General features: G+C 66.5%; 25 protein-coding genes. 16 read left to right on the top strand and 9 right to left on the bottom strand.

What is annotated here, in order from left to right:
- Positions 1-102: 102 nt before the first annotated feature.
- The 4 genes from prmC to LC066_RS01115 form a co-directional block, all read right to left on the bottom strand.
- Positions 103-942 (bottom strand): peptide chain release factor N(5)-glutamine methyltransferase, encoded by an 840-nt coding sequence (gene prmC / locus LC066_RS01130; RefSeq protein ID WP_224896196.1) that lies wholly within the window; start codon positions 940-942, stop codon positions 103-105.
- Positions 939-1,988 (bottom strand): peptide chain release factor 1, encoded by a 1,050-nt coding sequence (gene prfA, locus LC066_RS01125; RefSeq protein ID WP_222480180.1) that lies wholly within the window; start codon positions 1,986-1,988, stop codon positions 939-941. The genes prmC and prfA overlap by 4 nt, the downstream gene beginning before the upstream one ends.
- Positions 1,989-2,089: 101 nt before the next feature.
- Entirely contained in the window at positions 2,090-3,058 is a 969-nt protein-coding gene (speB, locus tag LC066_RS01120; RefSeq protein WP_224896195.1) for an agmatinase, read from the bottom strand.
- 1 nt (position 3,059) lies between these two features.
- Positions 3,060-4,229, bottom strand: a complete 1,170-nt coding sequence (locus tag LC066_RS01115) for a M20 aminoacylase family protein (RefSeq protein ID WP_224896194.1) — start codon at positions 4,227-4,229, stop codon at positions 3,060-3,062.
- 63 nt (positions 4,230-4,292) lie between these two features.
- Here LC066_RS01115 and mazG point away from each other — a divergent pair, with 63 nt between their 5' ends.
- The 5 genes from mazG (at position 4,293) to LC066_RS01090 (ending at position 9,323) form a co-directional block, all read left to right on the top strand.
- Positions 4,293-5,129 carry a nucleoside triphosphate pyrophosphohydrolase gene (gene mazG, locus LC066_RS01110; RefSeq protein ID WP_224896193.1) on the top strand — a complete coding sequence of 279 codons (837 nt, stop codon included), beginning with the start codon at positions 4,293-4,295 and terminating at the stop codon, positions 5,127-5,129.
- 100 nt (positions 5,130-5,229) lie between these two features.
- On the top strand, positions 5,230-6,237 hold the full coding sequence (locus LC066_RS01105) for a Fe(3+) ABC transporter substrate-binding protein (protein WP_224896192.1): 1,008 nt from the start codon (positions 5,230-5,232) through the stop codon (positions 6,235-6,237).
- A gap of 202 nt (positions 6,238-6,439) precedes the next feature.
- The gene (locus tag LC066_RS01100) at positions 6,440-7,384 is read left to right on the top strand and encodes a nucleoside hydrolase (protein WP_222480170.1); all 945 of its coding nucleotides are present in this window, start codon (positions 6,440-6,442) and stop codon (positions 7,382-7,384) included.
- Entirely contained in the window at positions 7,381-7,827 is a 447-nt protein-coding gene (locus LC066_RS01095; protein WP_224896191.1) for a GNAT family N-acetyltransferase, read from the top strand. The genes LC066_RS01100 and LC066_RS01095 overlap by 4 nt, the downstream gene beginning before the upstream one ends.
- Before the next feature lie 68 nt (positions 7,828-7,895).
- Positions 7,896-9,323 carry a protein adenylyltransferase SelO gene (locus LC066_RS01090; RefSeq protein ID WP_224896190.1) on the top strand — a complete coding sequence of 476 codons (1,428 nt, stop codon included), beginning with the start codon at positions 7,896-7,898 and terminating at the stop codon, positions 9,321-9,323.
- 132 nt (positions 9,324-9,455) lie between these two features.
- On the opposite strand, the gene LC066_RS01085 is transcribed toward LC066_RS01090, so the two are convergent.
- A complete protein-coding gene (locus LC066_RS01085) occupies positions 9,456-10,115 on the bottom strand; it encodes a hypothetical protein (protein ID WP_224896189.1) in 660 nt (219 codons plus the stop codon).
- A 38-nt stretch (positions 10,116-10,153) separates the two neighbouring features.
- Here LC066_RS01085 and LC066_RS01080 point away from each other — a divergent pair, with 38 nt between their 5' ends.
- From LC066_RS01080 to LC066_RS01040, 9 genes are all read left to right on the top strand, one after another.
- Entirely contained in the window at positions 10,154-10,867 is a 714-nt protein-coding gene (locus tag LC066_RS01080) for an endonuclease/exonuclease/phosphatase family protein (protein WP_224896188.1), read from the top strand.
- Between the two features lie 57 nt (positions 10,868-10,924).
- Positions 10,925-12,190 carry a cation:proton antiporter gene (locus LC066_RS01075; protein WP_224896187.1) on the top strand — a complete coding sequence of 422 codons (1,266 nt, stop codon included), beginning with the start codon at positions 10,925-10,927 and terminating at the stop codon, positions 12,188-12,190.
- Between the two features lie 87 nt (positions 12,191-12,277).
- The gene (locus tag LC066_RS01070) at positions 12,278-13,147 is read left to right on the top strand and encodes a DMT family transporter (protein WP_224896186.1); all 870 of its coding nucleotides are present in this window, start codon (positions 12,278-12,280) and stop codon (positions 13,145-13,147) included.
- A 365-nt stretch (positions 13,148-13,512) separates the two neighbouring features.
- Complete coding sequence (locus LC066_RS01065; protein WP_224896185.1) at positions 13,513-14,616, top strand: OmpP1/FadL family transporter; 1,104 nt, start codon at positions 13,513-13,515, stop codon at positions 14,614-14,616.
- 303 nt (positions 14,617-14,919) lie between these two features.
- Positions 14,920-16,080 carry an OmpP1/FadL family transporter gene (locus tag LC066_RS01060; RefSeq protein ID WP_224896184.1) on the top strand — a complete coding sequence of 387 codons (1,161 nt, stop codon included), beginning with the start codon at positions 14,920-14,922 and terminating at the stop codon, positions 16,078-16,080.
- Between the two features lie 212 nt (positions 16,081-16,292).
- Complete coding sequence (locus tag LC066_RS01055; RefSeq protein WP_224896183.1) at positions 16,293-17,165, top strand: ATPase; 873 nt, start codon at positions 16,293-16,295, stop codon at positions 17,163-17,165.
- Positions 17,166-17,204: 39 nt separating this feature from the next.
- Entirely contained in the window at positions 17,205-18,170 is a 966-nt protein-coding gene (locus LC066_RS01050; protein WP_224896182.1) for a homoserine O-succinyltransferase, read from the top strand.
- A 145-nt stretch (positions 18,171-18,315) separates the two neighbouring features.
- The gene (ppk2, locus tag LC066_RS01045; RefSeq protein WP_224896181.1) at positions 18,316-19,185 is read left to right on the top strand and encodes a polyphosphate kinase 2; all 870 of its coding nucleotides are present in this window, start codon (positions 18,316-18,318) and stop codon (positions 19,183-19,185) included.
- The gene (locus LC066_RS01040; protein WP_222480152.1) at positions 19,178-19,798 is read left to right on the top strand and encodes a TetR/AcrR family transcriptional regulator; all 621 of its coding nucleotides are present in this window, start codon (positions 19,178-19,180) and stop codon (positions 19,796-19,798) included. Before ppk2 ends, LC066_RS01040 begins: the two co-directional genes overlap by 8 nt.
- A gap of 15 nt (positions 19,799-19,813) precedes the next feature.
- Here LC066_RS01040 and LC066_RS01035 read toward each other — a convergent pair whose 3' ends face one another.
- The 4 genes from LC066_RS01035 to LC066_RS01020 all read right to left on the bottom strand — a co-directional run bounded on the left by LC066_RS01035 (position 19,814) and on the right by LC066_RS01020 (position 22,256).
- Positions 19,814-20,485: a YrbL family protein gene (locus LC066_RS01035; RefSeq protein ID WP_224896180.1), complete on the bottom strand. Its 672-nt coding sequence runs from the start codon at positions 20,483-20,485 to the stop codon at positions 19,814-19,816.
- Positions 20,486-20,679: 194 nt separating this feature from the next.
- A complete protein-coding gene (gene rpsI / locus LC066_RS01030; RefSeq protein WP_085890046.1) occupies positions 20,680-21,168 on the bottom strand; it encodes a 30S ribosomal protein S9 in 489 nt (162 codons plus the stop codon).
- A 5-nt stretch (positions 21,169-21,173) separates the two neighbouring features.
- Entirely contained in the window at positions 21,174-21,635 is a 462-nt protein-coding gene (rplM, locus tag LC066_RS01025; protein ID WP_085890047.1) for a 50S ribosomal protein L13, read from the bottom strand.
- Between the two features lie 174 nt (positions 21,636-21,809).
- Positions 21,810-22,256, bottom strand: coding sequence for a PaaI family thioesterase (locus tag LC066_RS01020; RefSeq protein WP_224896179.1), 447 nt, complete (start codon positions 22,254-22,256; stop codon positions 21,810-21,812).
- A 56-nt stretch (positions 22,257-22,312) separates the two neighbouring features.
- Between LC066_RS01020 and LC066_RS01015 the strand changes: the two genes are divergently transcribed.
- Positions 22,313-23,101, top strand: a complete 789-nt coding sequence (locus tag LC066_RS01015) for an enoyl-CoA hydratase (protein WP_224896178.1) — start codon at positions 22,313-22,315, stop codon at positions 23,099-23,101.
- A 496-nt stretch (positions 23,102-23,597) separates the two neighbouring features.
- Entirely contained in the window at positions 23,598-24,980 is a 1,383-nt protein-coding gene (trmFO, locus tag LC066_RS01010) for a methylenetetrahydrofolate--tRNA-(uracil(54)-C(5))-methyltransferase (FADH(2)-oxidizing) TrmFO (RefSeq protein ID WP_224896177.1), read from the top strand.
- Positions 24,981-25,024 lie beyond the last annotated feature (44 nt).

The raw sequence follows: 25,024 nt of genomic DNA, 5'->3' as shown, positions 1-25,024 counted from the left end.
GTTGGAAAAACGACGCGGCCTCAGGCCCGGATAGTCCCGACTAACCATGCCGGGATGATGAAGACAAGGGGGAAGTGACAGTTTTACGCAGATTGTGCGACTTTAGACCGGGCTATGTGGTGCCCGGGCCCTGACGACCCTGTCCCTGCCATCAAGATCGGTGCGAATGCCGATCTCTTCAAGGCCGGCGGCGCGAAAAATTTCCGCCACGTCTTCGCCCTGCTGCCAGCCGATCTCCACTGCCAGCCGCCCGCCGGGGGCCAGGTGCGCCCCCGCGCCTGCGGCGATGATCCTGTAGGCCGACAGCCCGTCGCCCCCCGGGGTCAGCGCCATGGCCGGTTCGCGCCGCACCTCGGGTGCCAGCTCGGCCATCTCCGCCTCGGTGATATAGGGCGGGTTCGCCACGATCAGATCGAACGTCCCCTCGACGTCTGCAAACCAGTCCGACACCGCCAGCTCGGCCTGCTCTTCCAGCTCCAGCTCGGTGCGGTTGCGCTCGGCCACCGCCAGCGCCTCCGGCGACAGATCGACCCCCAGGCCCGTCGCCGCCTCACGTTCCGCCAGCAGGCTCAGCAGGATGCAGCCCGACCCGGTGCCCAGGTCCAGAACGCGGGTGAAAGGGCCGGAAAGCCCTTCGGCCACCAGCTCCTCGGTTTCCGGGCGCGGGTCCAGCACGTCGGGCGTGACATGGAAGAGCTGCCCCCAGAAGAACCGCCTGCCGGTGATGTGGCTGACCGGCTCGCGCGCGGCGCGGCGGGCGATGGCCTCGCCAAAAGCGGGCTCTGCAGCGCCCAGATCGGCAGGCATGTCGATCGACAGCCGATCCGGCGTCATCCCCAGGACGTGGGCCAGCAACCAACGGGCGTCTCGGGCCGGATAGTCGATACCGGCGGCGCGCAGGTCTGCCACCGCCTGCGCCAAAGCCAGACGTGTCTCGGTCATGCGTCATCCTCCGCCAGCAGCCGGGCCTGGTGATCGGCGATCAGCGCGTCGATCACCTCGTCCAGGTCGCCCTGCAGGATCTGCTCCAGCTTGTAGAGGGTCAGGTTGATGCGGTGGTCCGTCATGCGCCCCTGGGGGAAATTATAGGTGCGGATCCGCTCGCTGCGGTCGCCGCTGCCGACCTGGGCCTTGCGGTCGGCGGCGCGTTCGTCGGCGGCCTGCTGGCGCTGCAGGTCAAACAGGCGGTTGCGCAGCACCTGCATGGCGATGGCGCGGTTCTGGTGCTGGGATTTCTCCGAAGAGGTCACGACGATCCCCGTGGGCACGTGGGTGATGCGCACGGCCGAATCCGTGGTGTTCACGTGCTGCCCCCCGGCGCCCGAGGCGCGCATGGTATCGATGCGGATGTCGTTCGGGTCGATGCGAATGTCGACCTCCTCCGCCTCGGGCAGCACGGCCACGGTGGCGGCGGAGGTGTGGATGCGCCCGCCGCTTTCGGTCGTAGGCACACGCTGCACCCGGTGCACGCCGCTTTCGAACTTCAGCCGGGCGAAGACACCGTCGCCGCGCACAGCCGCCGTCAGCTCCTTGATGCCGCCAAGCTCGGTCAGCTGCTGTTCGACGATCTCGAAGCGCCAGCCCTTCGCCTCGGCATAGCGCTGGTACATGCGCAGCAGGTCACCGGCAAAGAGCGCGGCCTCGTCACCGCCCGTGCCGGGGCGGATCTCGATCATGGCGGGTCGGGCGTCGGCGGCATCTCGCGGCAGCAGGGCGATGCGCAGGGATTGCGCCATCTCTGGCAGGCGCTGGCGCAGGCCGGGCAGTTCCTCCTCGGCCAGGGCCCGCATCTCCGGGTCCGAGAGCATCGCCTCGGCCTCGGCCAGCTCCTGTTCGAGGGCCTGGTAGGCGCGCACGGCCTCCACCACCGGCTTCAGCTCGGCGTATTCGCGGGCCAGCGCGGCGAAGTCGCCCCCGCCCTCGGCCATCTGCGCCTCGATGTATTCGTATCGCCCGATGATACGGGCCAGCCTGTCTTCGGAAATCATGGAGCGAAGCTGTCCCCTAAAGCGCGGCCCTGGTCAAGCCTTGGCCCGTGCCGGGCCGCACCTTGCTAGGACATGCCCCGATCCTTGCCCCCTGCCCGGCCTCAGTCCTTGCGCCGCGTCCAGCACCAGAGCGCGATGATCTCCATCGCCACATGGGCCCCGGCGATGGCGGTGGCCCCGGTGGTGTCGAAGGGCGGAGAGACCTCGACAATGTCGCCGCCCATCAGGTTGACGCCGGCGATCTGGCGCAGGATCGCGGCGGCCTGAGCGGAGCTCAGCCCGCCCCAGACCGGGGTGCCGGTCCCAGGCGCGAAGGCCGGGTCGAGGCAGTCGATGTCGAAACTGAGGTAGGCCGGGTAATCGCCGACGATCTCGCGCACCCGGGCGGCGACGGCTTTCGGCCCGATCTCGTGCACCTCCGGCGCGTCGATGATGTTCATCCCAAACGCCCCATCCTCGTTCACCGTGCGGATCCCCACCTGGACCGAGCGCGCGGGGTCGATAAGGCCCAGCTTGATCGCCTTGTAGAACATTGTGCCGTGGTCGATCCGCTCCATGTCGTCATCGCGCCAGGTATCGCTATGCGCATCGAAATGGATCAGCGACAGCGGCCCGTATTTCTCCGCATAGGCCTTCAGGATCGGGAATGAAATGTAGTGATCGCCCCCCAGGGTGACCGAGCCAGCGCCCTGAGCCAGGATCCTGCGGATGTGGTTGGTCAGGGTTTCCGGAAACTCCGCCACCTTGGCGTAGTCGAAGGCCAGGTCGCCGTAATCGGCGATGGCGAACTCCCCCAGCGGGTCGAAGCCCCAGCCATAGGGCGGGTCGTAGGGTTGCAGGGTCGACGCCTCGCGGATGGCGCGGGGCCCAAGGCGCGTGCCGGTGCGGTTGGTCACCGCCTGGTCGAAGGGCACGCCGGTCACCGCCAGGTCAAAGCCCGACAGGTCCTTGGTGTAGCGCCGCCGCAGGAAGCTGGGCGCGCCGCCGAAGGCGTTTTCATAGCTCAAACCGCGTGAGGTTTCGCGGGTAAAGGCCTGGTCCACCTGGGTTTTGGCATCTTCGAGGGCCATGTCACGCCTCCTTCAGGGGCAGCGCGGTCTCCACGGTACGGGCAAAGAAACTGGCCCCCACCGGCGCGATCGCGTCGTTGAAATCGAACTTCGGGTGATGGACCGGGGCGGTGTCGCCCTGGCCCAGGAACAGGTAGGCGCCCGGGCGGGCGTTCAGCATGAAGGAGAAATCCTCGGCCCCCATCTGGCGTTCATCATTGACAACAACGGCCTCCTCCCCGGCCACGTCGCGGGCCACGCGGGCGGCGAACTCGGCCTTGTCGGCCGTATTGATGGTCGCCGGATACCAGCGTTCGTAGATCAGTTCCGCCTCGACGCCATAGGCCGCCGCCTGCCCCGCCACGATCTCGCGCAGGCGCTCCTCGACCATGTCCTGCACCTTTGGATCATAGGTGCGCACGGTGCCGTTGATATAGGCCTTTTCGGGGATCACGTTCTCAGCCGAGCCGGTGTGGATCTGGGTGATCGAGACCACCAGGTCCTGAAGCGGGTCGTGGTTGCGCGACAGCACGGTCTGGATGGCGGTGTAGATACCCACGGCAGCGGCGATGGGATCGCGGGTCACATGGGGTTTCGCCGCATGGCCGCCGACGCCGGTGATATGGATATGGATCGTGTCCACCGCCGCCATCATCGCGCCGGGTGCGGTGCGGAACCGGCCCAGCGGTTCGCCGGGCGCGTTGTGCAGCGCGTAGACCTCGGCGATCTCGAACCGGTCCATGACGCCGGCCTCGACCATCCGGCCCCCACCACCGCCGTCCTCTTCCGCCGGCTGGAAGATCAGCGCGACACGGCCCGCGAAGTTGCGCGTCTCCGCCAGGTATTTCGCCGCGCCCAGCAGCATGGTGGTATGGCCGTCGTGGCCGCAGGCGTGCATGGCGCCCTCGTGGGTCGAGGCATGGTCCAGCCCCGTTTCCTCCTGCATCGGCAAGGCGTCCATGTCGGCGCGCAGCCCGATGGTGGGCCCCGCCTGCCGCCCTTCGATGATCGCCACGATGCCGGTCTTGGCGATGCCTTCGTGGATCTCGTCCACGCCGAACTCGCGCAGCTTGCCGGCCACGTAGGCGGCGGTCTGGAAACAGTCGAACCCGATCTCGGGGATGGTATGCAGATGCTTGCGCCAGCCTTCCATTTCCTCGGCGAGACCGGCGATGCGATTGACCACGGGCATGGTCTGGACTCCTTGGGGTTCACTCGTCAGGTTGCAGGAAATCCCAAAGCACGAGGCGCTGCAATGGCCGATCAAGCCCGCGATCCCATCCATGACGTTCCGGCAGGGCTGCCCCGCCTGCGCGAGATCATGCGCCGCCTGCGCGACCCCGACGCGGGGTGTCCCTGGGATATCGAGCAGACCTTCGCCTCCATCGCGCCCTACACCATCGAGGAGGCCTATGAGGTCGACGATGCGATCCAGCGCGGCGCCTGGGATGAGCTGGAGGGAGAACTGGGCGATCTGTTGCTGCAGGTGGTCTTCCACGGGCAGATGGCCGAGGAAGAAGGGCTGTTCGATTTCGACCGCGTGGCGGAGACCGTGGCCCAGAAGATGATCTTCCGTCATCCCCATATCTTCGGAGATGAGAGCCGCGACAAGTCGGCGGCGCAGCAGACCGTCGACTGGGAGAAGATCAAGGCCGCCGAACGCGCCGCCAAGAAGGAAACCCGTGTGCTCGACGGCGTGGCCATGGGGCTGCCCGCCCTGATGCGCGCGGTGAAGCTGCAAAAGCGCGCCGCGCGTGTCGGCTTCGACTGGCCGCAGACTGGCGAGGTGGTCGACAAGATCGCCGAGGAGGCCGCCGAGCTGGTCGAGGCGCGCGACGAGCTGACCCAGGCCGAGGTGGCGGAGGAATACGGCGACCTGATGTTCGTCATGGCAAACCTCGGCCGCCACCTGGGTGTCGACCCCGAAGAGGCCCTGCGCGCCGCCAACGCCAAGTTCACCCGCCGTTTCAACGCCGTCGAGGATGCGCTGACCGCCCAGGGCCGCAGCCCGACCGAAAGCGATCTGGCGGAGATGGATGCCCTGTGGGACGCCGCCAAGGCCGCCGAGAAGGCTGCGAAGGCGGCCGAGTGAGTCAGGTCAGAAAACTTATTCTTTTAATCGGGTATTGACCGGCGGGTAGGCCCTTCGCCATAACCGGGCGCAGTCAACAGTATGCGACCCGGAGAGGCCCATGTTCCTGCGTTCCACCACCACCCTCGTGACCCTTGCCGCCCTGACCGTGCCCGCCATGGCGGACGAGCTGAACATCTATTCCTACCGTCAGCCCGAGCTGATCGCCCCCCTGGCCGAGGCCTTCACCGAGGAAACCGGGATCGACGTCAACATCGCCTACCTGGAACAGGGCATGGTGGAACGGCTGAAGGCCGAGGGCATGCGCTCTCCTGCCGATCTGGTGCTGACCGTGGACATCGCGCGCCTGTCGGCCATCGTTGACGCCGGCGTCACCCAGGCCGTCGACAGCGAGGTCCTGCGCGAGGCGATCCCAACCGCTCTGCACGACCCCGACGGCCATTGGTGGGGCGTGACCACCCGCGCCCGTGTCGTCTATGCCAGCAAGGAGCGCGTCGCTGACGGCGAGCTGGAAAGCTATGAGGATCTGGCCGACCCCAAGTGGAATGACCGCATCTGCACCCGTTCCGGCACCCATGCCTACAATGTCGCCCTGGTCTCGGCCTACCTGGCCCATCACGGCGAAGAGGCCACGAAGACCTGGCTGGAAGGCGTGAAGAGCAACCTTGCACGCAAGCCGCAGGGGAACGACCGCGCCCAGGTGCGGGCGATCTGGGCCGGGGAATGCGACATCTCGCTGGGCAACACCTACTACATGGGCAAGATGCTGGAGGACCCCGAGCAGCAGGAGTGGGCCAACTCCGTGCGCATCGTCTTCCCCCACTTCGAGGAGGGCGGCGCCCACGTGAACGTCTCGGGCATCGCCATGACGCAATCCGCGCCCAACCGCGACAACGCGCTGACCTTCATGGAATTCCTCGTCTCCCCCGAGGCGCAGCAGATCTATGCCGAGAAGAACTACGAATACCCGATCGTGCCGGGCATCGAGGCCTCCGAGCTGGTGGCAAGCTGGGGCAGCTTCACCCCCGATGACGTGCCGCTGATCGAGCTGGCGAACTTGCGCCCCGACGCGCTGCGTCTGATCGAGGAAGTCGATTTCGACGGCTGATCGCACAGGGCTGGCGCGGCGGAACTCCGTCGTGCCAGCGCCCTCCTTATGCCGCGGCCCGCTGAAGGCGCAGATCGCCCAGCCTCGCCGCGGCCTCTGACCCGGCCAGAGGGATTTCCGCCGGCCCCGCGCACATGCCATGGACAATCCCGCCGCGCGGCCACATGGTCCGCGCGACACGAGGACGACCAAGGAAAGACACATGGCGCGCAAGATCATCATCGACACGGATCCCGGGCAGGACGATGCCGTTGCCATCCTGCTGGCCCTGGCCAGCCCGGAAGAGATCGAGCTGCTGGGAATCACTGCCGTGGCCGGCAACGTGCCGCTGTCGCTGACCGGCGTGAACGCCCGCAAGGTCTGTGAACTGGCCGACCGCCCCGACATCCTGGTCTATGCCGGCTGCGACGCGCCGATGAAGCGGCCGCTGCACACCGCCGAGCACGTGCACGGCAAGACCGGTCTCGACGGGCCGGAACCGCCGCTGCCTGAACCGGTCATGCCCCTGCAGGACAAGCACGGCGTCGACTTCATCATCGACACCCTGCGCACCGAACCCGCGGGCACCGTCACCCTCTGCCCCATGGGCCCGCTGACCAACATCGCCACCGCCTTCGAGAAGGCCCCCGACATCGTCGAGAAAGTGCAGGAAATCGTCCTGATGGGTGGCGCCTACTTCGAGGTGGGCAACATCACCCCGGCGGCGGAATTCAACATCTGGGTCGACCCCGAGGCGTCGGACATCGTGTTCAAATCCGGCGTGCCGATCGTCGTCATGCCGCTGGACGTCACCCACAAGGTGCTTTGCACACCGCCCCGGATCGAGGCGATCCGCGAGTTGGGCAGCAAGGTGGGCATCGGCGTGGCCGAGATGATCGACTTCTTCGAACGTTTCGACACCGAGAAATACGGCTCCGACGGCGGGCCGCTGCATGACCCCTGCGTCACCGCCTACCTGCTGAAGCCCGAGCTGTTCACCGGCCGCCACATCAACGTCGAGATCGAAACCCGCTCCGAGCTGACCCTGGGCATGACCGTCGCCGACTGGTGGCGGGTCACCGACCGGCCGGCCAATGCGCTGTTCATCGGCGATGTCGACGCGCAAGGTTTCTTCGATCTGCTGACCGAAAGGCTGGCGCGTCTGTGACGGTGCTGCACCTGGCCCGTGAGGGCGACGAGACCCGGCTGCTGCCGATGCTGCGGGCCTGCCATACGGAACTGGGCCTGCAGAGCGAGGAATGGGCGCTGCGCGAGGCGATGGCGCCGATCCTCGAAGGTGCACCGCACGGGGCGATCTACATCGCCGGCCCGGCGCGGGCGCCCATCGGCTATGCCGCGATCAGCTTCGGCTGGTCGCTGGTGGCCGGCGGTCTGTCGGCGGAACTGGACGAAATCTGGGTGCGCCCCGCGATCCGCGGACGCGGCATCGGCGGCGAACTCCTGTCGACCCTGCCCCGCGCCCTCTCGGCCGCCGGGCTGCGGCGCCTGCGCCTTCAGGTGCCTAGCCCCGACCACGCCCTGGCGCGGCTGGCGCGCGCTGCGGGCTATCGCACCACCGAGGGCGCGCTGAGCTTCTCCCGCGCCTTCTGATCGCCTGACGCGCCCGGGTTTGCCCGGGCGGGCTGGCAAAAGGCACAGCGAAGACCTAGCTTTCCCTCATGAGCATCACCTTCCCCTTCGACAATTCCTTCGCCTCCCTGCCCGAGGGGTTCTTCCTGCGCCAGGAACCGCGCCCGGCTCCCGCTCCGGAGCTGCTGGCCTTCAACGCCCCCCTGGCCGCCGAGCTGGGCATGGGCGGCACCCCCACCGAGACGGAGCTGGCGCAGTGCTTTTCCGGCAATGCCCTGCCCGAGGGCGCCGAACCCATCGCCCAGGCCTACGCGGGGCACCAGTTCGGCGGCTTCTCGCCCCAGCTGGGCGACGGACGCGCCCTGCTGATCGGCGAGGTGGTGGATACCCAGGGCCAACGCCGGGACCTGCAACTGAAGGGATCAGGGCGCACGGCCTTTTCCCGTGGCGGCGACGGACTGGCCCCCATGGGGCCGGTGCTGCGCGAATACATCGTCAGCGAGGCCATGGCGGCCCTGGGCGTGCCCACCACCCGGTCGCTGGCCGCCGTGGCCACCGGCGACACGGTCTACCGTGAAACCGCCCTGCCCGGCGCCGTGCTGACCCGGGTGGCCAGTTCGCACCTGCGCGTCGGTCATTTCGAGTTCTTCGCGGGCCGCCGTGACGCTGCACGGATGCGGGTCCTGCTGGACCATGCCATCGCCCGCCACGATCCTCAGGCGGACAGCCCGCTGGCCTTCCTGAAGGGCGTCATCGCCCGGCAGGCCGAACTGGTGGCACAATGGCTGTCGCTTGGCTTCATCCACGGCGTGATGAACACCGACAACACGACGATTTCCGGCGAGACCATCGACTACGGCCCCTGCGCCTTCATGGAGGCCTACCACCCGCAGACCGTCTTCTCCTCCATCGACCGGCAGGGGCGCTATGCCTACGACAGCCAGCGCCACGTCCTGCCCTGGAACATGGCGCAGCTGGCCTCGGCCCTGCTGCTGCTGGAAGAAGACGCCGAAGCGATGGTGGAGATCTACACCCAAGCCGTGCATGCCATGCCCGCGCTGATCGACGCGGCGACCCTGCGGCGCTTCGGGCAGAAGCTGGGCCTGGCCGATGCGCGTGAGGCGGATCGCCCGCTGATCGAGGCCTGGCTGGCACTGTTGCAGAACCAGGGGGCAGATTTCACCAACAGCTTCCGCGCCCTGTCACTGGACGTGGCCCAGGCCGAACGCCTCTTTGACGATGGCGCCGGTTTCGCCGCCTGGCGCAGGGAATGGGAGGCACGGATCACCAGCGAAAGCCTGCCGCAGGAGCGGATGCAGGCGACCAACCCGGCTGTCATTCCGCGCAATCACCGCGTCGAGGAGGCCCTGGCCGCGGCCCAGATCGGCGACATGGCGCCCTTCCACCGGCTGACCCAGGTCCTTCAGACGCCCTTTACCCTGTCGGGCGAGAACGCCGACCTGGCACAGCCCGCGGCGCCGGGTGAAGAGGTCGAGACGACCTTCTGCGGGACCTGAGGCGCGACGCCGGCCAGTCCTAGAAGCGACGTGGCCCGAGTTGACCTCCCGCGGGACAACGGGCCGCGCCGCCTCCCGTATCGGAGGTGGCGCCGGTCGCGACCCACCGCACGCTCCTGAGCCGGCCTAGCCCTACGTGTCGTCGTGCTTGTGCTGCCAGTCCTTCAGCTTCTTGAAGAAGCGCGGGTTCCGCTTGACGAAGTCGTCTATCATCCGCGTCAGCCCGCCGCGTTCCTGCCCCTTGAGGTAGGCAAAACCCGCGGAGGCGCCAAGGATCGCGCCCACGTGGTCGACGATCAGGTCGCCCATGGTGTCCCGCAACCCGGACTTCTGCATGTTGGTGCCGAACAGCTGATCCATGGAGAACTCGAACACCTCCCAGCTGGCGCCGATCGACACGGCGAAGCAATAGGCGAAGAAAGCGATGGCAATCGGCGGCGCGGCGTAGCGGTCGCCCTGGAACATGATCAGCACCAGTACCGTGCCGATCAGGCCGAAACCGATGGCCGACCCGCCGTGCATGACGATGTCCCACCACCAGTAACGGTTATAGAAATCAAAGACTTCCCCGAGGAAGATCGTGCCCCAGACGAACAGCACCACCGCCGCCATGAAGCTGGGCGGGACGCGCACGTGCATCCAGCGCGCGACGTAAAGCGGCGTCATCGACAGCCCTAGGGTCACGGCAGCGATGAAGGCCAGGGACCATCGGCCCAGCACCAGGGATTCCGCTATCGAAAAGAGCAGCGAAATCCAGATCAGCCGCGTCACGAGGGATTGTTCGGAAAACATGCTGGAAGCTCCGCCGGGGGGATGTCACATCATGTCCCATGAAAGACGTGACGCTGCGGATCGCAACCTACAACCTGCAGAAATGTGTCGGACTGGACCTTCGGCGCAACCCCCGGCGGGTGCTGGAGGTGATCGAGGACACCGAAGCGCAGATCGTCGTGCTGCAGGAGGCCGACAAGCGCCTGCCGCCGCGTCCCGCCGCCCTGCCCCATGACATGATCCGCGCCGAAGGCTGGCAGATCGTGCCCTTCGGCACGGCGCAGTCGCTGGGCTGGCACGGCAACGCCATGCTCTACCGCCCCGAGGGGATCCGCGTCACGGCAACGGACCGCATGGACCTGCCGGGGCTGGAGCCGCGCGGCGCCATCCTGGCCGAGTTCGACACGGCCCTGGGCCCGCTGCGGGTGATCGGCACCCACCTGGGCCTGGTGGCACGGTCGCGCCGCATGCAATGCGCCGCGCTGCGCCGGGCGCTGGAGGATCGCGCGCCGATGCCCGTGTTGATCGCCGGCGATTTCAACGCCTGGGGATCGGCGGCAGACCTGGACGCGGAACTGGGCATGGTAGACCTGCTGCCCTCGCCGCCCTCCTACCCGGCGCCACGGGCCGTGGCGCCGCTGGACCGCTTCGGTATCGGCGGCGGATTGATGGCCGGGCCGGTGACGGCCCATCGCGCCCAGCCCGCCCGCATCGCGTCGGACCACCTGCCGGTGACGGTGCAGATCTGGCGCCGCGACAGCGACGCGCAATAGCCTTGTCACCCCCCGCGTGCTAGGCCCGGGTCATCCCCCTATTCGCGGACCCCTTCCATGACCATCCTGCAAATCGCCTCTCTCCTGATCGTGCTGGCCGCAGCCTTCGGCACGATCAACTACTTCGTCCTGCGCCTGCCGTCGTCCATCGGCATCCTTCTGGTGGCCTTGGTCACCTCTCTGGCGATGCTGGGCCTCGATCAGCTGCTGCCGCATTTCGCCCTGGCCGACCAGCTGCGCGACATGGTGCTGGGCATCGATTTTTCCGACGCGCTGCTGGAGGGGATGCTGGGCCTGCTGCTGTTTGCCGGCGCCCTGCACGTGAAGGTGTCCGAGCTGCGCCAGCAATGGGCGATCGTTCTGCTGATGGCGACGCTGGGGGTGGCTGTCTCCACCGCGATCGTCGGCTTTGGCTTTGCCTGGCTGACGGGCATGCCCCTGCTGGTCGCGCTGGTCTTCGGCGCGCTGATCTCGCCGACCGATCCGGTGGCGGTGCTGGGCGTGCTGCGCGAGGCGGAACTGCGCAAGAGCCTGGAGACGACCATCGCCGGCGAGAGCCTGTTCAACGACGGGGTGGGATATGTCGTCTACCTGGTCCTCGTGGGTCTGGCCTTCGGCGCGACGGGCCATGGCGCCGGCGGGGGCGAAGAGCAGTCGCAGGTGGCGGCCGCAGCGCAGCTCTTCGCGCGCGAGGCTCTGGGCGGCGCGCTGATCGGGCTGGGCCTGGGCTACCTGGTCTTCCGCATCATGCGCCACATCGACGACGCGGCACTGGAGGTTCTGATTACCCTGGCGCTGGCCTTCGGCGGGTACGAGCTGTCGGTGGCGCTGCATGTCTCGGCGCCGATCATGGCGGTCTGTGCGGGCCTGCTGATCGGGGACATCGGGGCGCGCCACGGCATGTCGGAACGCACCCGCGACTATGTGGAGACCTTCTGGCACCTGATCGACGAGATCCTGAACGCCGTCCTCTTCCTGCTGATCGGGCTGGAGGTCTTCGCCGTGGCCTTCGAACAGGATTTCCTGCTGGCCGCCGTCCTGGCCGTGGGGCTGGCGCTGGTGGCGCGCCTGGGCGCCGTGGCGATCCCGATCCTGCTGCTGCGGCCCTTGCGCAGTTTCGGCCCCGGCACGGTGCAGATCATGACCTGGGGCGGGCTGAAGGGCGGCATATCCGTCGCCCTGGCGCTGTCGCTGCCCGAGGGCGAATGGAAGGCGCTGATCCTGACGGCGACCTATTGCGTGGTGATCTTCTCCATCGTGGTGCAGGGGCTGACCGTGGGCAAGCTGGCCAACCGCGTCGGCCGCCAGCCCGACCTGATGTGACGGCGACCTGGCGCCGGGGCGGCGACAGGCTTGCACCCCCGCCCCAGCCGGGCCAAAAGGTCCCTTGACCATTCAAGGAGCGCCCCCGTGACAACCCGCCAAGACATCCTGCGTGCCGTCCTGTGGATGAGCGGCGCGGTGGCCAGCTTCCTGACCATGGCCTTTGCCGGGCGCGCCCTCAGCAGCAGCCTGGACACCTTCGAGATCATGACCTGGCGGTCCGTCACCGGGGTCATCATCATGGTGGCCGTCATCAGCCTGCGCGGGGACTGGGGGCTGATCGACACCCGGCGCATGGGCCTGCACATCGGGCGCAACATCGCCCACTTTACCGGCCAGAACCTGTGGTTCTTCGCCGTGGCGGTCATCCCCGTGGCCCAGGTCTTCGCGCTGGAGTTCACCTCGCCCCTGTGGGTGCTGGTGCTGTCGCCGCTGGTGCTGGGCGAACGCCTGACGCCGATGCGCGTGCTGGCCGCCGGACTGGGGTTCATCGGGATCCTCGTGGTCACCCGCCCCGGCGCCGAAAGCCTGTCGCCCGGCATCCTCGCGGCGGGCTGTGCGGCCATCGCTTTTGCCATCACCATGGTCACTACCAAACGGCTGACCCGCGACGTGCCAACGTTGTCGATCATCTTTTGGATGACGGTGACGCAGACCGTCTTCGGTTTCCTCTGCGGCGGCTATGACCTCGACTTCGCCTTCCCCACGCTGGACACGCTGCCGCTGCTGGTGCTGGTGGGATGCTGCGGCCTGTTTGCGCATTTCTGCGTGACCACCGCGCTCAGCTTCGCCCCGGCTACGGTGGTCGTCCCCATCGACTTCACCCGGCTGCCGCTGGCGGCGATCCTCGGGGCGATCTTCGTCAACGAACCCTTCGATCTGTGGGTGCTGGCCGGAGCCGCGATCATCTTTGTCGGCAACTACCTCAACATTCGGGGCGAGACGCGCGCGCGGTGAGACGCGCGTCAGTGACCGGCAATGCGCAATCTGCGCGACGACGCCACCTAACCGGCGTCACGGTCCACGCTCAAAAGACGCCAATGCGCGTCAAATGGGAGATTCTCGGTTAAACACGCGATTGCCATCAATACGTGCAATTCGGGCAAAACCATTCGCCATTCCGCATTTCGGAAAATGGCGCAGATCTATTTCCGCTGCATTCCAGAGATTATTGCAAAGCCGCCACATATTGCGCGGCATTCCGCTACGTCAACCACAGGCGAATGGCAAATTACGCACAGGACAATTGATAGGAAAATAATCACGCAATAATATTTCCCCACGGCGGACACGGGAGCAATGTCCGTCAAGGGAGGAAAACCATGAAACTCTATACAGGCGCCCTTCTGGCGCTTCTTGGCGCATCCGCCGCGCAGGCTGGCGGGATCGAACGCACCACGCAATCGGCCATGATCCTGTTCTCGGACGGCAACCGGGTGGAGCTGAGCTTTGGCCGCGTGATGCCGAAACTGACCGGCGTGATGAACGACAGCCTGGGGTCCGGCGATATCGCCAACGACTTCACCTCGCCCTCGTTCGCTTTGAAGATGGATGTCAGCGAGACGGTCGCTCTGGCCTTCATCTACGACAAGCCCTTCGGCTCCGACGTGGTCTATGACGACGGCGACAGCGTGTTCCTGTCCGGCCAGGCCGGCATGGCGGAAACAAAGGCCTACACCTTCCTGGCGAAGTACCAGGCGACCGACCGGGTCAGCGTCTTCGGCGGGATCCGGGTGCAGGAATCCGGCGGCTCGACCGTGCTGGACGGCACGCCCTACAACCTCGTCCTCGCCCCGGCGCCGACCCCCTACGAGGTGTCCTTCGGCGACGACTGGGGCACGGGGTATGTCCTCGGTGCGGCCTATGAAATCCCGGAGATGGCGCTGCGCCTGGCCCTGACCTACAACTCGGAGGTTGAGCACAGCTACGACACCGACGAGAGCTTTGGAGGCGCCTCGGCCGGACCGACCAGCCAGACCAAGAGCGTGACGCCGCAGTCGGTCAACCTGGAGTTCCAGACCGGCCTGAACCAGCGCACCCTGCTGATGGCCTCGGCCCGTTGGGTGGAACATTCGGCGTTCCAGCTGCGACCCGAGGTGTTTGATCGGGAGCTTGTCAGTCTGCGCGATACGACGACCTACCGGATCGGTATCGGCCGGGCGTTCACCCAGAAGCTCTCCGGCTCGGTCACCTATGCCTTTGAGCCGGAAGGCAGCGAAAACGTGTCGTCGCTGTCGCCCTACAACGGCTACAAGCAGCTGTCGCTGGGGCTGAGCTACAAGGCAACAGAGGCGCTGGAGATCTCGGGCGGGATCACCTACCGCCTCTACGGCGATGCCAACGCCACGGTCAGTGGCACCAGCATGGGCCGGTTCGAGGACAACAGCCTGACCGGCGTCGGTCTGAAGATGGCCTACACCTTCTGAGGCTAGCGACCGACAGGGCGCCCGCCGGGAAACGGCGGGCGCCGCAGCGCGGAATGAAACGATGCTGCGCTGCGGAAAGGACGTTGCCGTCCGCCCGACCTCTGCCGGGTAATGCAGCCCCCGGGACGGTAAAACGCCGCCCCCACACCGGACCTATTGCAAGCGGGCCACAGGCCCCGCCGAAAAACCGCAGTTTACCTAAGCTTCCCCCAACGTCATCTGGCACAGCCGATTGATTGGGTCCACTTTGGCGCGAATAGTGGCCCCAGGCAGAGGATACTCTGCAAACGGGAGGAGTTTACCATGAAATTCAAGTCGAGCGCCCTGCTGGTGCTGCTTGCCGCCACCACCGCCACCTCGGCCTATGCCGGGGGCATCGAACGCACGCCGCAATCGGCGATGGTGCTGTACGGCGAAGGCAACCGTTTCGAGCTGAGCTTCGGCTCGGCCAGCCCCTCGCTGTCTGGCGCGGACGCCTTCGGCAACGCCACCGGAAATGTCGCAGGCGATTTCACCCTGCCCAGCTTCGCGCTGAAAATGGACGTGACCGACAAGCTGTCGGTGGCGATGATCTACGACAAGCCCTTCGGCGCAGATATCGAATACGACTACGCTGGAGGCGGCCTGACGACCCCCGCCCTTCTCGCCGGCACGACAGCCCAGGCGGACGTCGATGCGCTGACCCTGCTGGCGAAGTTCCAGGCGACCGATCGCGTCAGCGTCTTCGGCGGTCTGCGCTTCCAGAAGGCAACCGGGGACATCACGCTGGGTGGCGCGGCCTACGCCTACAACCCGCCGCAGAACCCCGCCAACCTGAACGGCTACAACGTGAAGCTGGAGGACGGCACGGGCGTCGGCTACGTCCTTGGGGCCGCCTATGAAATCCCGGACATCGCCCTCCGCGTGGCGCTGACCTACAATTCGTCCATCGAACATGACTTCGACACGATCGAGCGCAACGTGCCGAACCTCGCGGGCCCTCCGGGGTCGCAGATCGCCGGCCCGCTGGAAAGCACCCTGGACGTGAAGACGCCCGAAAGCTGGAACCTGGAGTTCCAGTCGGGCATCGCCGCCGACACGCTGATCATGGGCTCGATCCGCTACGTAAAGCACTCGGAATTCAAGATCGACCCGACCTATGGTCCCGACCTCGTGGATCTGAGCGATACCACCACCTACAACCTCGGCATCGGCCGTCGGTTCACCCCGAAACTGGCCGGCTCGATCATGGTGGGCTACGAGGCGGAGGGCGACACGCTGGTCTCGCCGCTGGCGCCTTCGACCGGGAAGACCTCCCTGTCCATCGGATTGTCCTACAAGGTCACCGAGGCCTTCGAGGTCTCCGGTGGTGTCAGCAAGATCTGGGTCGGTGATGCAACTGCCGCGCCCGGCGGCACCCCGGTGGCCCCGTTTGAGGACAACGACGCGACGGCCTTCGGCCTGAAGGTCGCCTACACCTTCTGATCGCGCCCTGCCGCGCATCGACGCCTCCGGTCCAGTCGGGCCGGGGGCGTTTTCGCGTTCAGCGGCCTGACACGTCCCCTTTCCGGCGTTTCCGATTTGACCCGCGCCACGCTCTCCCCTAACGATTTTCAGGTCGTATTCCCCGGCGGGTGGAGGCGGCGACCGGACATCCAGACGACACTGCCGACGCAGAAGATCGCGAAAGGGGCGAAATGATTTACAAATCCGGACAGGAGTGGCTGGACGCCACCGAGAAGCGCGTTCTTCTTTTCGGCATGTCGGGACTGGGCAAGACCCATGTGTCGAACCTGCTGCGCGATGCGGGCACCTGGTTCCACTTCTCGATCGATTACCGCATCGGCACCGGCTACATGGGCGAACATATCGCCGACAATGCCAAGCGCCACGCGATGCAGATCCCCTTCCTGCGTGACCTGCTGATGACGGATTCGATCTTCATCGGCTCCAACATCACCTTCAACAACCTCAAGCCGCTGTCGGCCTACCTGGGCAAGCCCGGCGACCCGGCCAAGGGCGGTCTGCCCTTCGAGGAATACATGATCCGGCAGGAGCAGCACCGCCTGGCCGAGATCTACTCGCTGATGGACACGCCCCGCTTCGCCCGGCGCGCCATCGACCTCTACGGCTATCCGAATTTCGTTTGCGACAGCGGCGGCTCGATCTGTGAAGTGGTGGACCCCTGGGATCCCGAGGACGAGCTTCTGAACGTTCTCGAAGACACCGCGCTGATGGTCTGGATCAAGGGCGACGACGCCCATACGGAGGAACTTGTCCGCCGTTTTGACCGCGCACCGAAACCCATGTATTACGACCCCGTGTTTCTGCGCGCCGCCTGGGAACAATACCGGGCCGAGACCGGCGAGGCCGAGGACGAGGTCGACCCGGACGCCTTCGTGCGCTGGACATATGCCCGTGCCCTGGCCCATCGGCAACCGCGCTACGCGGCCATGGCGCGCCGCGGCGTGACCGTGCTGGCCGACGAAGTGGCCGCCGTCAAAAGCGCCGAGGATTTCGAAGTCTTGATCGCGGACGCGCTTGAACGGCGCGAAAGCGAACATATCTGAGCGGCCCCCGCCGCGTGCAACCGAGCCACAGGAGCCAGCATGCCCATCAAGATCCCCAACGACCTGCCCGCTTTCGACGTTCTGACGAAAGAAGGCGTGATGGTCATGTCGGAGGATCAGGCGGCCCGCCAGGACATTCGCCCTCTGAGGATCGGTTTGCTGAACCTGATGCCGAAGAAGATCCAGACGGAGACCCAGTTCGCCCGGCTGATCGGATCCACGCCCCTGCAGATCGAGCTGTCGCTGATCCGCATGACGGAGCATCGCAGCCGCAACACCGCGGCCGAGCACATGGAGAGCTTCTACCAGACCTTCGAGGAGATCGAGGCCTCTGGCGAGAAGTTCGACGGCTTCATCATCACCGGCGCCCCGATAGAGCATCTGGAGTTCGAGGATGTCACCTACTGGGATGAGCTGACCCGGGTCTTCGAGTGGACCCAGACCCATGTGCACGCCACCTTCGGCGTCTGCTGGGGTGGCATGGCGATGATCCATTACTTCCACGGCGTGCCCAAGCACCTGCTGCCGGAAAAAAGCTTCGGCTGCTACCCGCAGGAGAACCTGGATCCTTCCTCGGTCTTCCTCAACGGCTTCTCCGACCGGCTGGTCGTGCCGGTCAGCCGCTGGACAGAGATGCGCGAAGAGGACATCCGGGCCGCGGGCGGCGGGTTGCGCACCCTGCTGGGCAATGCCGACACCGGCCCCTGCCTGGTGGAAGACCCGGAGCACCGCGCCCTCTATGTCTTCAACCACTTCGAGTATGACAGCGACACGCTGAAGCAGGAGTACGAGCGCGACGTGGCCAGCGGCGCAGGTATCCTGACCCCGGTGAATTACTTCCCCGGCGACGACCCCAGCCGCAAGCCGCTGAACCGCTGGCGCAGCCATGCGCATCTGCTTTACGGCAACTGGATCAACCAGATCTACCAGACCACGCCCTATGACCCGACCCTGATCGGCTTTGCCGAATACGACGACGAGCTGGCCGCCGACGTTCCCGTCTGAGGCCCCATGCGCCCGCCCTCTCGCGGCGGGCGCAGCCCGGCTCTGCCCCGACCCGATCCAACCGACCGCGCGCGCAGCCCTGCCGCAACGCGCGGATTGCGCCGCGCAGCCCGGCCCGCCATATAGAGGGAAAAGGATTTTTCCGATGGACCTTCCCTTCGACGGGGCGATCAGCGCCTTCTACGACACCGACGCGCCCGAACCCGTGCGCAACGCCATCCGGCGCGGGGACAAGGACGACATCTTGGATCCCTCCTACCCCTACAGCGAACGCATGCCGCGCAAGTCCTACGAGAAGGAGCTAGAGGCGCTGCAGATCGAGCTGGTGAAGATGCAGGCCTGGGCCAAGGACAGCGGTGCGCGCATCCTCTGCGTCTTCGAAGGGCGCGACGCGGCCGGCAAGGGCGGCACCATCAAGCGGTTCCGCGAGTACCTAAACCCGCGCGGGGCGCGTGTCGTGGCGCTGCCAAAACCCTCGGACACCGAACGCGGGCAGTGGTATTTCCAGCGCTACATCTCGCACCTGCCCGCCGCTGGCGAAATCGCCTTCTTCGACCGGTCCTGGTACAACCGCGGCGTGGTCGAGCATGTCTTCGATTTCTGCACCACCGCGCAGCGCGAGCATTTCTTCAGCCAAGTGAACGAGTTCGAGGCCATGCTGGCCGAGGACGGCATTCATATCTTCAAGTTCTGGCTGAACGTCGGCCGGGCCGAACAACTGCGCCGTTTCCTGGATCGCGAGAAGGATCCGCTGAAACAGTGGAAGCTGAGCGAGATCGACGTGAAGGGCCTGGCCCGCTGGGACGCCTATTCCGCCGCCATCGTGGAAACCCTGGGCCGCAGCCACAGCCATGCCGCGCCCTGGACCGTCGTGCGCTCGGACGACAAGCGGCGCGCGCGGCTGGCGGCCATCCGCCAGGTTCTGCTGCACCTGCCCTACGCCTCCAAGGATCCGAAGGCGATCGGCCTGCCCGATGACCAGATCGTCGGAGGCCCCGAGATCTGGGATGTCTAAGAAACGCGGCTATCACCACGGCAACCTGCGCCAGGCGCTGGTCGAGGCCGCGCTGTCCCTGATCGAGGCGAAGGGCCCGACCGGGTTCACCCTGTCGGAGGCGGCGAAGCAGGCCGGCGTGACGCCCGCCGCCGTCTACCGCCATTTCGAGGGCCGCGAGGACCTGATCGCCGAGGCGGCGCGGCAGGGTTACGAGATCTTCGCCGACGTGATCCACTACGCCTACGAGAAGGGCCAGCCCTCGGCCCTGGCAGCGTTTGAGGCCACGGGCCGCGCCTACCTGGCCTTCGCGCGCAAGTATCCGGGCCATTACATCGCGATGTTCGAAAGCGGCATCTCGGTCAACCGCACGCCGGAACTGGCCGCCGTCGCCCGCCGCGCCTGGGAGGTGATGGAACAGGCCGCCCATGACCTGTCGCAGCATATCCCGCCGGAGAAACGCCCGCCTGCCTCGATGTTCACCGCCCATATCTGGGCGATGAGCCACGGCGTCGTCGAGCTTTTCGCACGGAACTCTCCGGGGCGGCAAAGCCCCTTCCCGCCCGAGGATCTGCTGGAAACCGGGATCGGCGTCTACCTGCGCGGCCTGGGCCTGATCGAGGGCGACCGCTAGGGCCCTCGCGCGGCCTCAGGCGCGGGCCAGTTTCCGGTCGATCTGCTGGTGGAAGGTCGCGCGCCGACGGTTCAGCGACCGAGTGCGCAGCCAGCGCGAGAACATCTTCGTCTTGATCAGCACGATATCCCCCAGCCCGTCGATCAGCACGAACTTCTCGTTCGGCCCTTCGCGCAGGACGATATTGCCCAGGTGCAGCCCGCTGACCACCGCGTCGCTGGCGATCAGGTCATCGAAGAAGCGATCCACCAGCCGGTGCAGGCGATCCGCCTCCAGGCGCCCCTCCTTCAGCAGGCTCTCCAGCGTCTGCGCCATGGATCCGTCCGGCCCCAGGACCTTTTCCACCACCATGCCGGGGCCGAAGTTGGTCTGGCAGAAACCGAAATAGCGCGAGATGTAGTCGGGCAGCTCGCGTGAACGCCAGAGCAGGGCGATATATTCATCGTATTCCCGCGCCCAGACCCGCATGCCGCCGAACCGCCAGACCGAATAGCGGCGCGGGCGCGCGTTCTCGAACCGCTCCTCGTCCCGGCAGCCGGGGCGGACGACCTTGATCAACAGGCTGTCGAAGGCCGGGTGCTGGTAGACGATCCGGCTCTTGCCCTGGGTCAGGGGGGCGACATCGGACAGGTCGTAATAGGCTGCGACCGGGTCGATGATGGACCCGGCGGAGGGATCAGGGGACATGGCAGGACCTTCGGGCAACTTGCGCCCCCGGGAAAAGCCGGGCGCGTCAGGCGTTTTCAAACCTACCGCCGCCCCTGGCACAAGTAAAATCGATGTGCATGACGCCACAGCCGGTTGCGGAGGACAGCCCCCGCCAGGCCAAAGCAAAAAGGCCGCCCTGGGGGCGGCCTTTCGCAGTCTCGATCCCGAAGCGATTAACGCTTGGAGAACTGGAACGAACGGCGGGCTTTGCGCTTACCGTATTTCTTACGCTCGACGACACGGCTGTCGCGGGTCAGGAACCCGGCGGCCTTCAGGGCGCCACGCAGCGAGGGATCGTACAGCTGCAGGGCCTTGGAGATGCCGTGCTTGACCGCACCGGCCTGGCCGGTCAGACCGCCGCCCTTGACGGTGGCGTAGACGTCAAACTCGCCTTCCACACCGGCAACCTGGAACGGCTGGTTCAGGATCAGCTGCAGAACGGGGCGAGCAAAGTAGACCTTCATCTCCTTGCCGTTCACCACGACCTTGCCGGAGCCCGGCTTGATCCAGACGCGTGCGACGGCGTCCTTCCGCTTGCCGGTGGCGTAGGAGCGGCCCAGCTCGTCCCGAACGGGTTCGCGCGGGGTTTCGATCTCGGTCACCACACCCTCTTCGGCGACGGCGTCCTTCAGATCTTCCAGGGAATTCACTTGATCAGCCATCGTTATCAGCTCCGGGTGTTCTTGGAGTTCATGGACTTCACGTCCACCACTTCGGGCGACTGCGCCTCGTGCGGGTGCTCGGAGCCGGCGTAGACGCGCAGGTTGGTCATCTGCTGGCGCGACAGGCGGTTGCCCGGCAGCATGCGCTTGACCGCCAGGGTCACGACGCGCTCGGGGTGCTCGCCTTCCAGGATCTGGCCGTAGGTGCGATCCTTGATGCCGCCCGGGAAGCCGGTGTGCCAGTAGTAGCGCTTGTCTGCGCGCTTCTTGCCGGTCAGCTGGACCTTGTCAGCGTTGATCACGATGACGTTGTCGCCCATGTCCATGTGAGGAGTGAAGGACGGCTTGTGCTTGCCACGCAGACGCATGGCGATGATCGAGGCAAGACGGCCCAGCACCACGCCCTCGGCGTCGATGATGATCCACTTCTTGTCGATATCTGCCGGAGTTGCAGAGTAGGTTTTCATGTCGGGTGCCCTTTGGAAATTGGCAGCCCGCGAGATCGAAAGACCCGCGGGCGAAGTGATGGGCGGGTTATACAGCCGCGAACGGTCCAGTCAAGCGCCACAAACTCCAATTTCACACGTCATATCAATGACTTGAAATTTAGGTATTAAGATACCCCAAAAAATCGCCTCCCGTTAACGCTCCGGCGGGATGGAATAGGTCAGCGTGGCCCGTGCCACGGGGGACAGGCGGCCCGCCTCCGCGGCCTCCGGCCCGGTATCCGACCAAATCACCACGTCCCCCACGGCCAGCACCCGCCCCAGTTTCAGCAGCCGCGCCTCGGCCACCAGGTCCTGCCCCGCCGCCGGTTTGCGCATGAAGTCGATCGAACAATTCGTGGTCACCGCCAGCGCCTTCGGCCCTATCATCGCGAGCACGCCAAGGTAGACGGTCACATCGGCCAACGAGAACATCGACGGCCCAGAGATCGTGCCCCCCGGCCGCAGGTGCCGGTCATCCACCACCAGGCGCACCCGGATCAGCTTCTCCTCCACATGGTCGACCACGTAGTCGTCCGAGACCTGGGGAAAGGCCTCCTTCAGGAAGGCCATCAGGTCCTCCCGCGTCATTGCCAGCGTCATGCTTTCCTCCCTCGCGTAACCGCCCTAGAGTTCCAGCAGGAGAGGGAGGAGACAAGATGACACTTCTGGAACGTCACGACACGGACGGGATCGCCCGGCTGACCCTGAACGCACCGGACCGGCTGAACGCGCTGAGCGATGCGATGCTGGCGGCGCTGAGCGCCGAGATCGCCGCGCTGAAGGAGGACCGCGAGACGCGCGTCGTCCTGTTGTCGGGCGCCGGCCGGGCCTTCTGCGCCGGCCACGACCTGAAGGAGATGCAGGCGGGTCGCCAGGCCGAGGACGCGGGCGCGGCCTATTTCGCCGACCTCTTCACCCGCTGCGCCGCGGTGATGACCGGGCTGCGCGACCTGCCCCAGCCGGTGATCGCCCTGCCCCACGGGATCGCCACCGCCGCCGGCTGCCAGCTGGTTGCCTCCTGCGACATGGCGATTGCCGCCGAGGGCACCCGCTTTGGCGTCAACGGGGTGAACATCGGCCTTTTCTGTTCCACCCCCATGGTGGCCCTGTCGCGCAACATCCCCCGCAAGCAGGCCTTCGAGATGCTGACCACCGGCGAGATGATCGACTGCGCCCGCGCCGCCGAGCTGGGGCTGATCAACCGCGCCGTGCCCCATGAGGCGCTGGAGGAGGAAGGCATGGCCATGGCACGGAAGGTCGCGGCGAAACTGTCGACCGCGATCCGCATCGGCAAGTCGGCCTTCTACCGCCAGATGGAGATGGACCTGGACAGCGCCTATGCCTTCACCGGCGCCGCCATGGTCGAGAACATGCTGGACGGCGACACCGACGAGGGCATCCAGGCCTTCCTGGAAAAGCGCAGCCCCGGCTGGGCCCGCGACTGACCCCCCACGACAGACCACGACGACGCCCGCCCCGCTTCGGCGCGGTTGCCGCCGCAAGCGGGGCGAAAAGACGGCCCCTTGACGCAGGTTCCGCACCGATCCCGGGCCGTCGGCCCCGATCGTTTCCGTATCGCGTCCAGTCTTGTTCCGGATTCGCCACTTTCACGCCGCAAGCGGATCCGCTACCCCTTGTGGACCAAGGCGCGCGGGATACGCGCCGCACGAACGCGCGAGTTCGGGTCACCGTCTCCCCCCTCCAGGCCAGCTCTCTCTGGCATTCGACCAGGGACCCGGTGACCCGCTCGCAACTCCCCCCGAAGACTGCTGCGCGGCTCACCATCTGCCCCACCCAGACGCGTGCCCGCCGGGTACCATCCCCCCTGCTTACCTTTGCCCAGAACATCCCGGGGGAGTCGCCGAGCAGCCGCGGAGGCAGAGCTCGGCCTCCCGCAACCGGGGACTAGCCAAACGCCCTCACTTCGCCTAGATCGCGCCCATGACACACAGCCCTTCAGACGTTCTTCACATCATCGGCGGCGGCATGGCCGGGTCGGAGGCCGCCTGGCAGGCCGCCCAGGCCGGCATCCCCGTGGTCATCCACGAGATGCGCCCGCAGGTGGAAACCTTCGCCCACCGGACCGGCAACCTGGCCGAGATGGTCTGCTCCAACTCCTTCCGCTCCGACGACAGCGAACAGAACGCCGTCGGCCTGCTGCATTGGGAAATGCGCGCGGCCGGGGGCCTGATCATGCAGACCGCCGACCGTCACCGCCTGCCCGCCGGTGGCGCACTGGCCGTCGACCGCGACCCCTTCTCCGAAGAGGTCACCGCTACCCTGCGCGCCCATCCGCTGGTGACGGTGGAGGAAGGCGAGATCTCCGAACTGCCCAAGGACGGCCACTGGATCATCGCCACCGGCCCGCTGACCTCCGGCGCCCTGGCCGAGGCGATCCGCGCCGAGACCGGCGCCGAAAGCCTGGCCTTCTTCGACGCGATCGCCCCCATCGTCTATGCGGACAGCATCGACATGGACACGGCCTGGATGCAATCGCGCTACGACAAGGGCGAAACGGAGGAAGAGCAAAAGGCCTACCTCAACTGCCCGATGACCAAGGACCAGTACGAAGCCTTCATCGACGCCCTGCTGGCCGCCGACAAGACCGAGTTCCACGAGGGCGAAACCGCCGGCTACTTCGACGGCTGCCTACCGATCGAGGTGATGGCAGAGCGCGGGCGCGAGACCCTGCGCCACGGGCCGATGAAACCCGTCGGCCTGACCAATGCCCACAAGCCCGACGAAAAGGCCTATGCCGTGGTGCAGCTGCGCCGCGACAACAAGCTGGGCACGCTCTACAACATCGTCGGCTTCCAGACGAAGATGAAGTACGGCGCCCAGACCGAGGTGTTCAAGATGATCCCCGGGCTGGAGAACGCCAGCTTCGCGCGTCTGGGCGGCATCCACCGCAACACCTTCCTCAACTCGCCCACCCTGCTGGACGGCGAGATGCGCCTGCGCTCGCGTCCCAACATCCGTTTCGCGGGCCAGATCACCGGCGTCGAAGGCTACGTGGAAAGCGCCGCCATGGGCCTGCTGGCCGGGCGCCTGGCCGTGGCCGAGATCACCGGCAAGACCCTGCCGCCCGTGCCGGCGGAAACCGCCATGGGTGCGTTGGTCACCCACATCACCGGCGGCGCGGAGGCCAAGACCTTCCAGCCGATGAACGTGAACTTCGGGCTGTTCCCCCCGGTCGAGGGCCTGAAGGGCGGGCGGCGTGGCCGCAAGGACCGCTACAAGGCCTACACCGACCGCGCGAAATCTCTCTGGACCGACTGGCTGCAGACGACCGTGACCGGCGCCGAGGCCAGCCCGGCCGAGTAAGACCCCTCCCGACATCCGGCCCGCGCCGGGTGTCGGACGACAGG

It is taken from the genome of Pseudooceanicola marinus (assembly GCF_020177265.1).
Taxonomy (GTDB): domain Bacteria; phylum Pseudomonadota; class Alphaproteobacteria; order Rhodobacterales; family Rhodobacteraceae; genus Pseudooceanicola; species Pseudooceanicola marinus_A.
The sequence above is the reverse complement of the archived record's forward strand: the minus strand, read 5'-3'. Positions and strand labels throughout refer to the sequence as shown.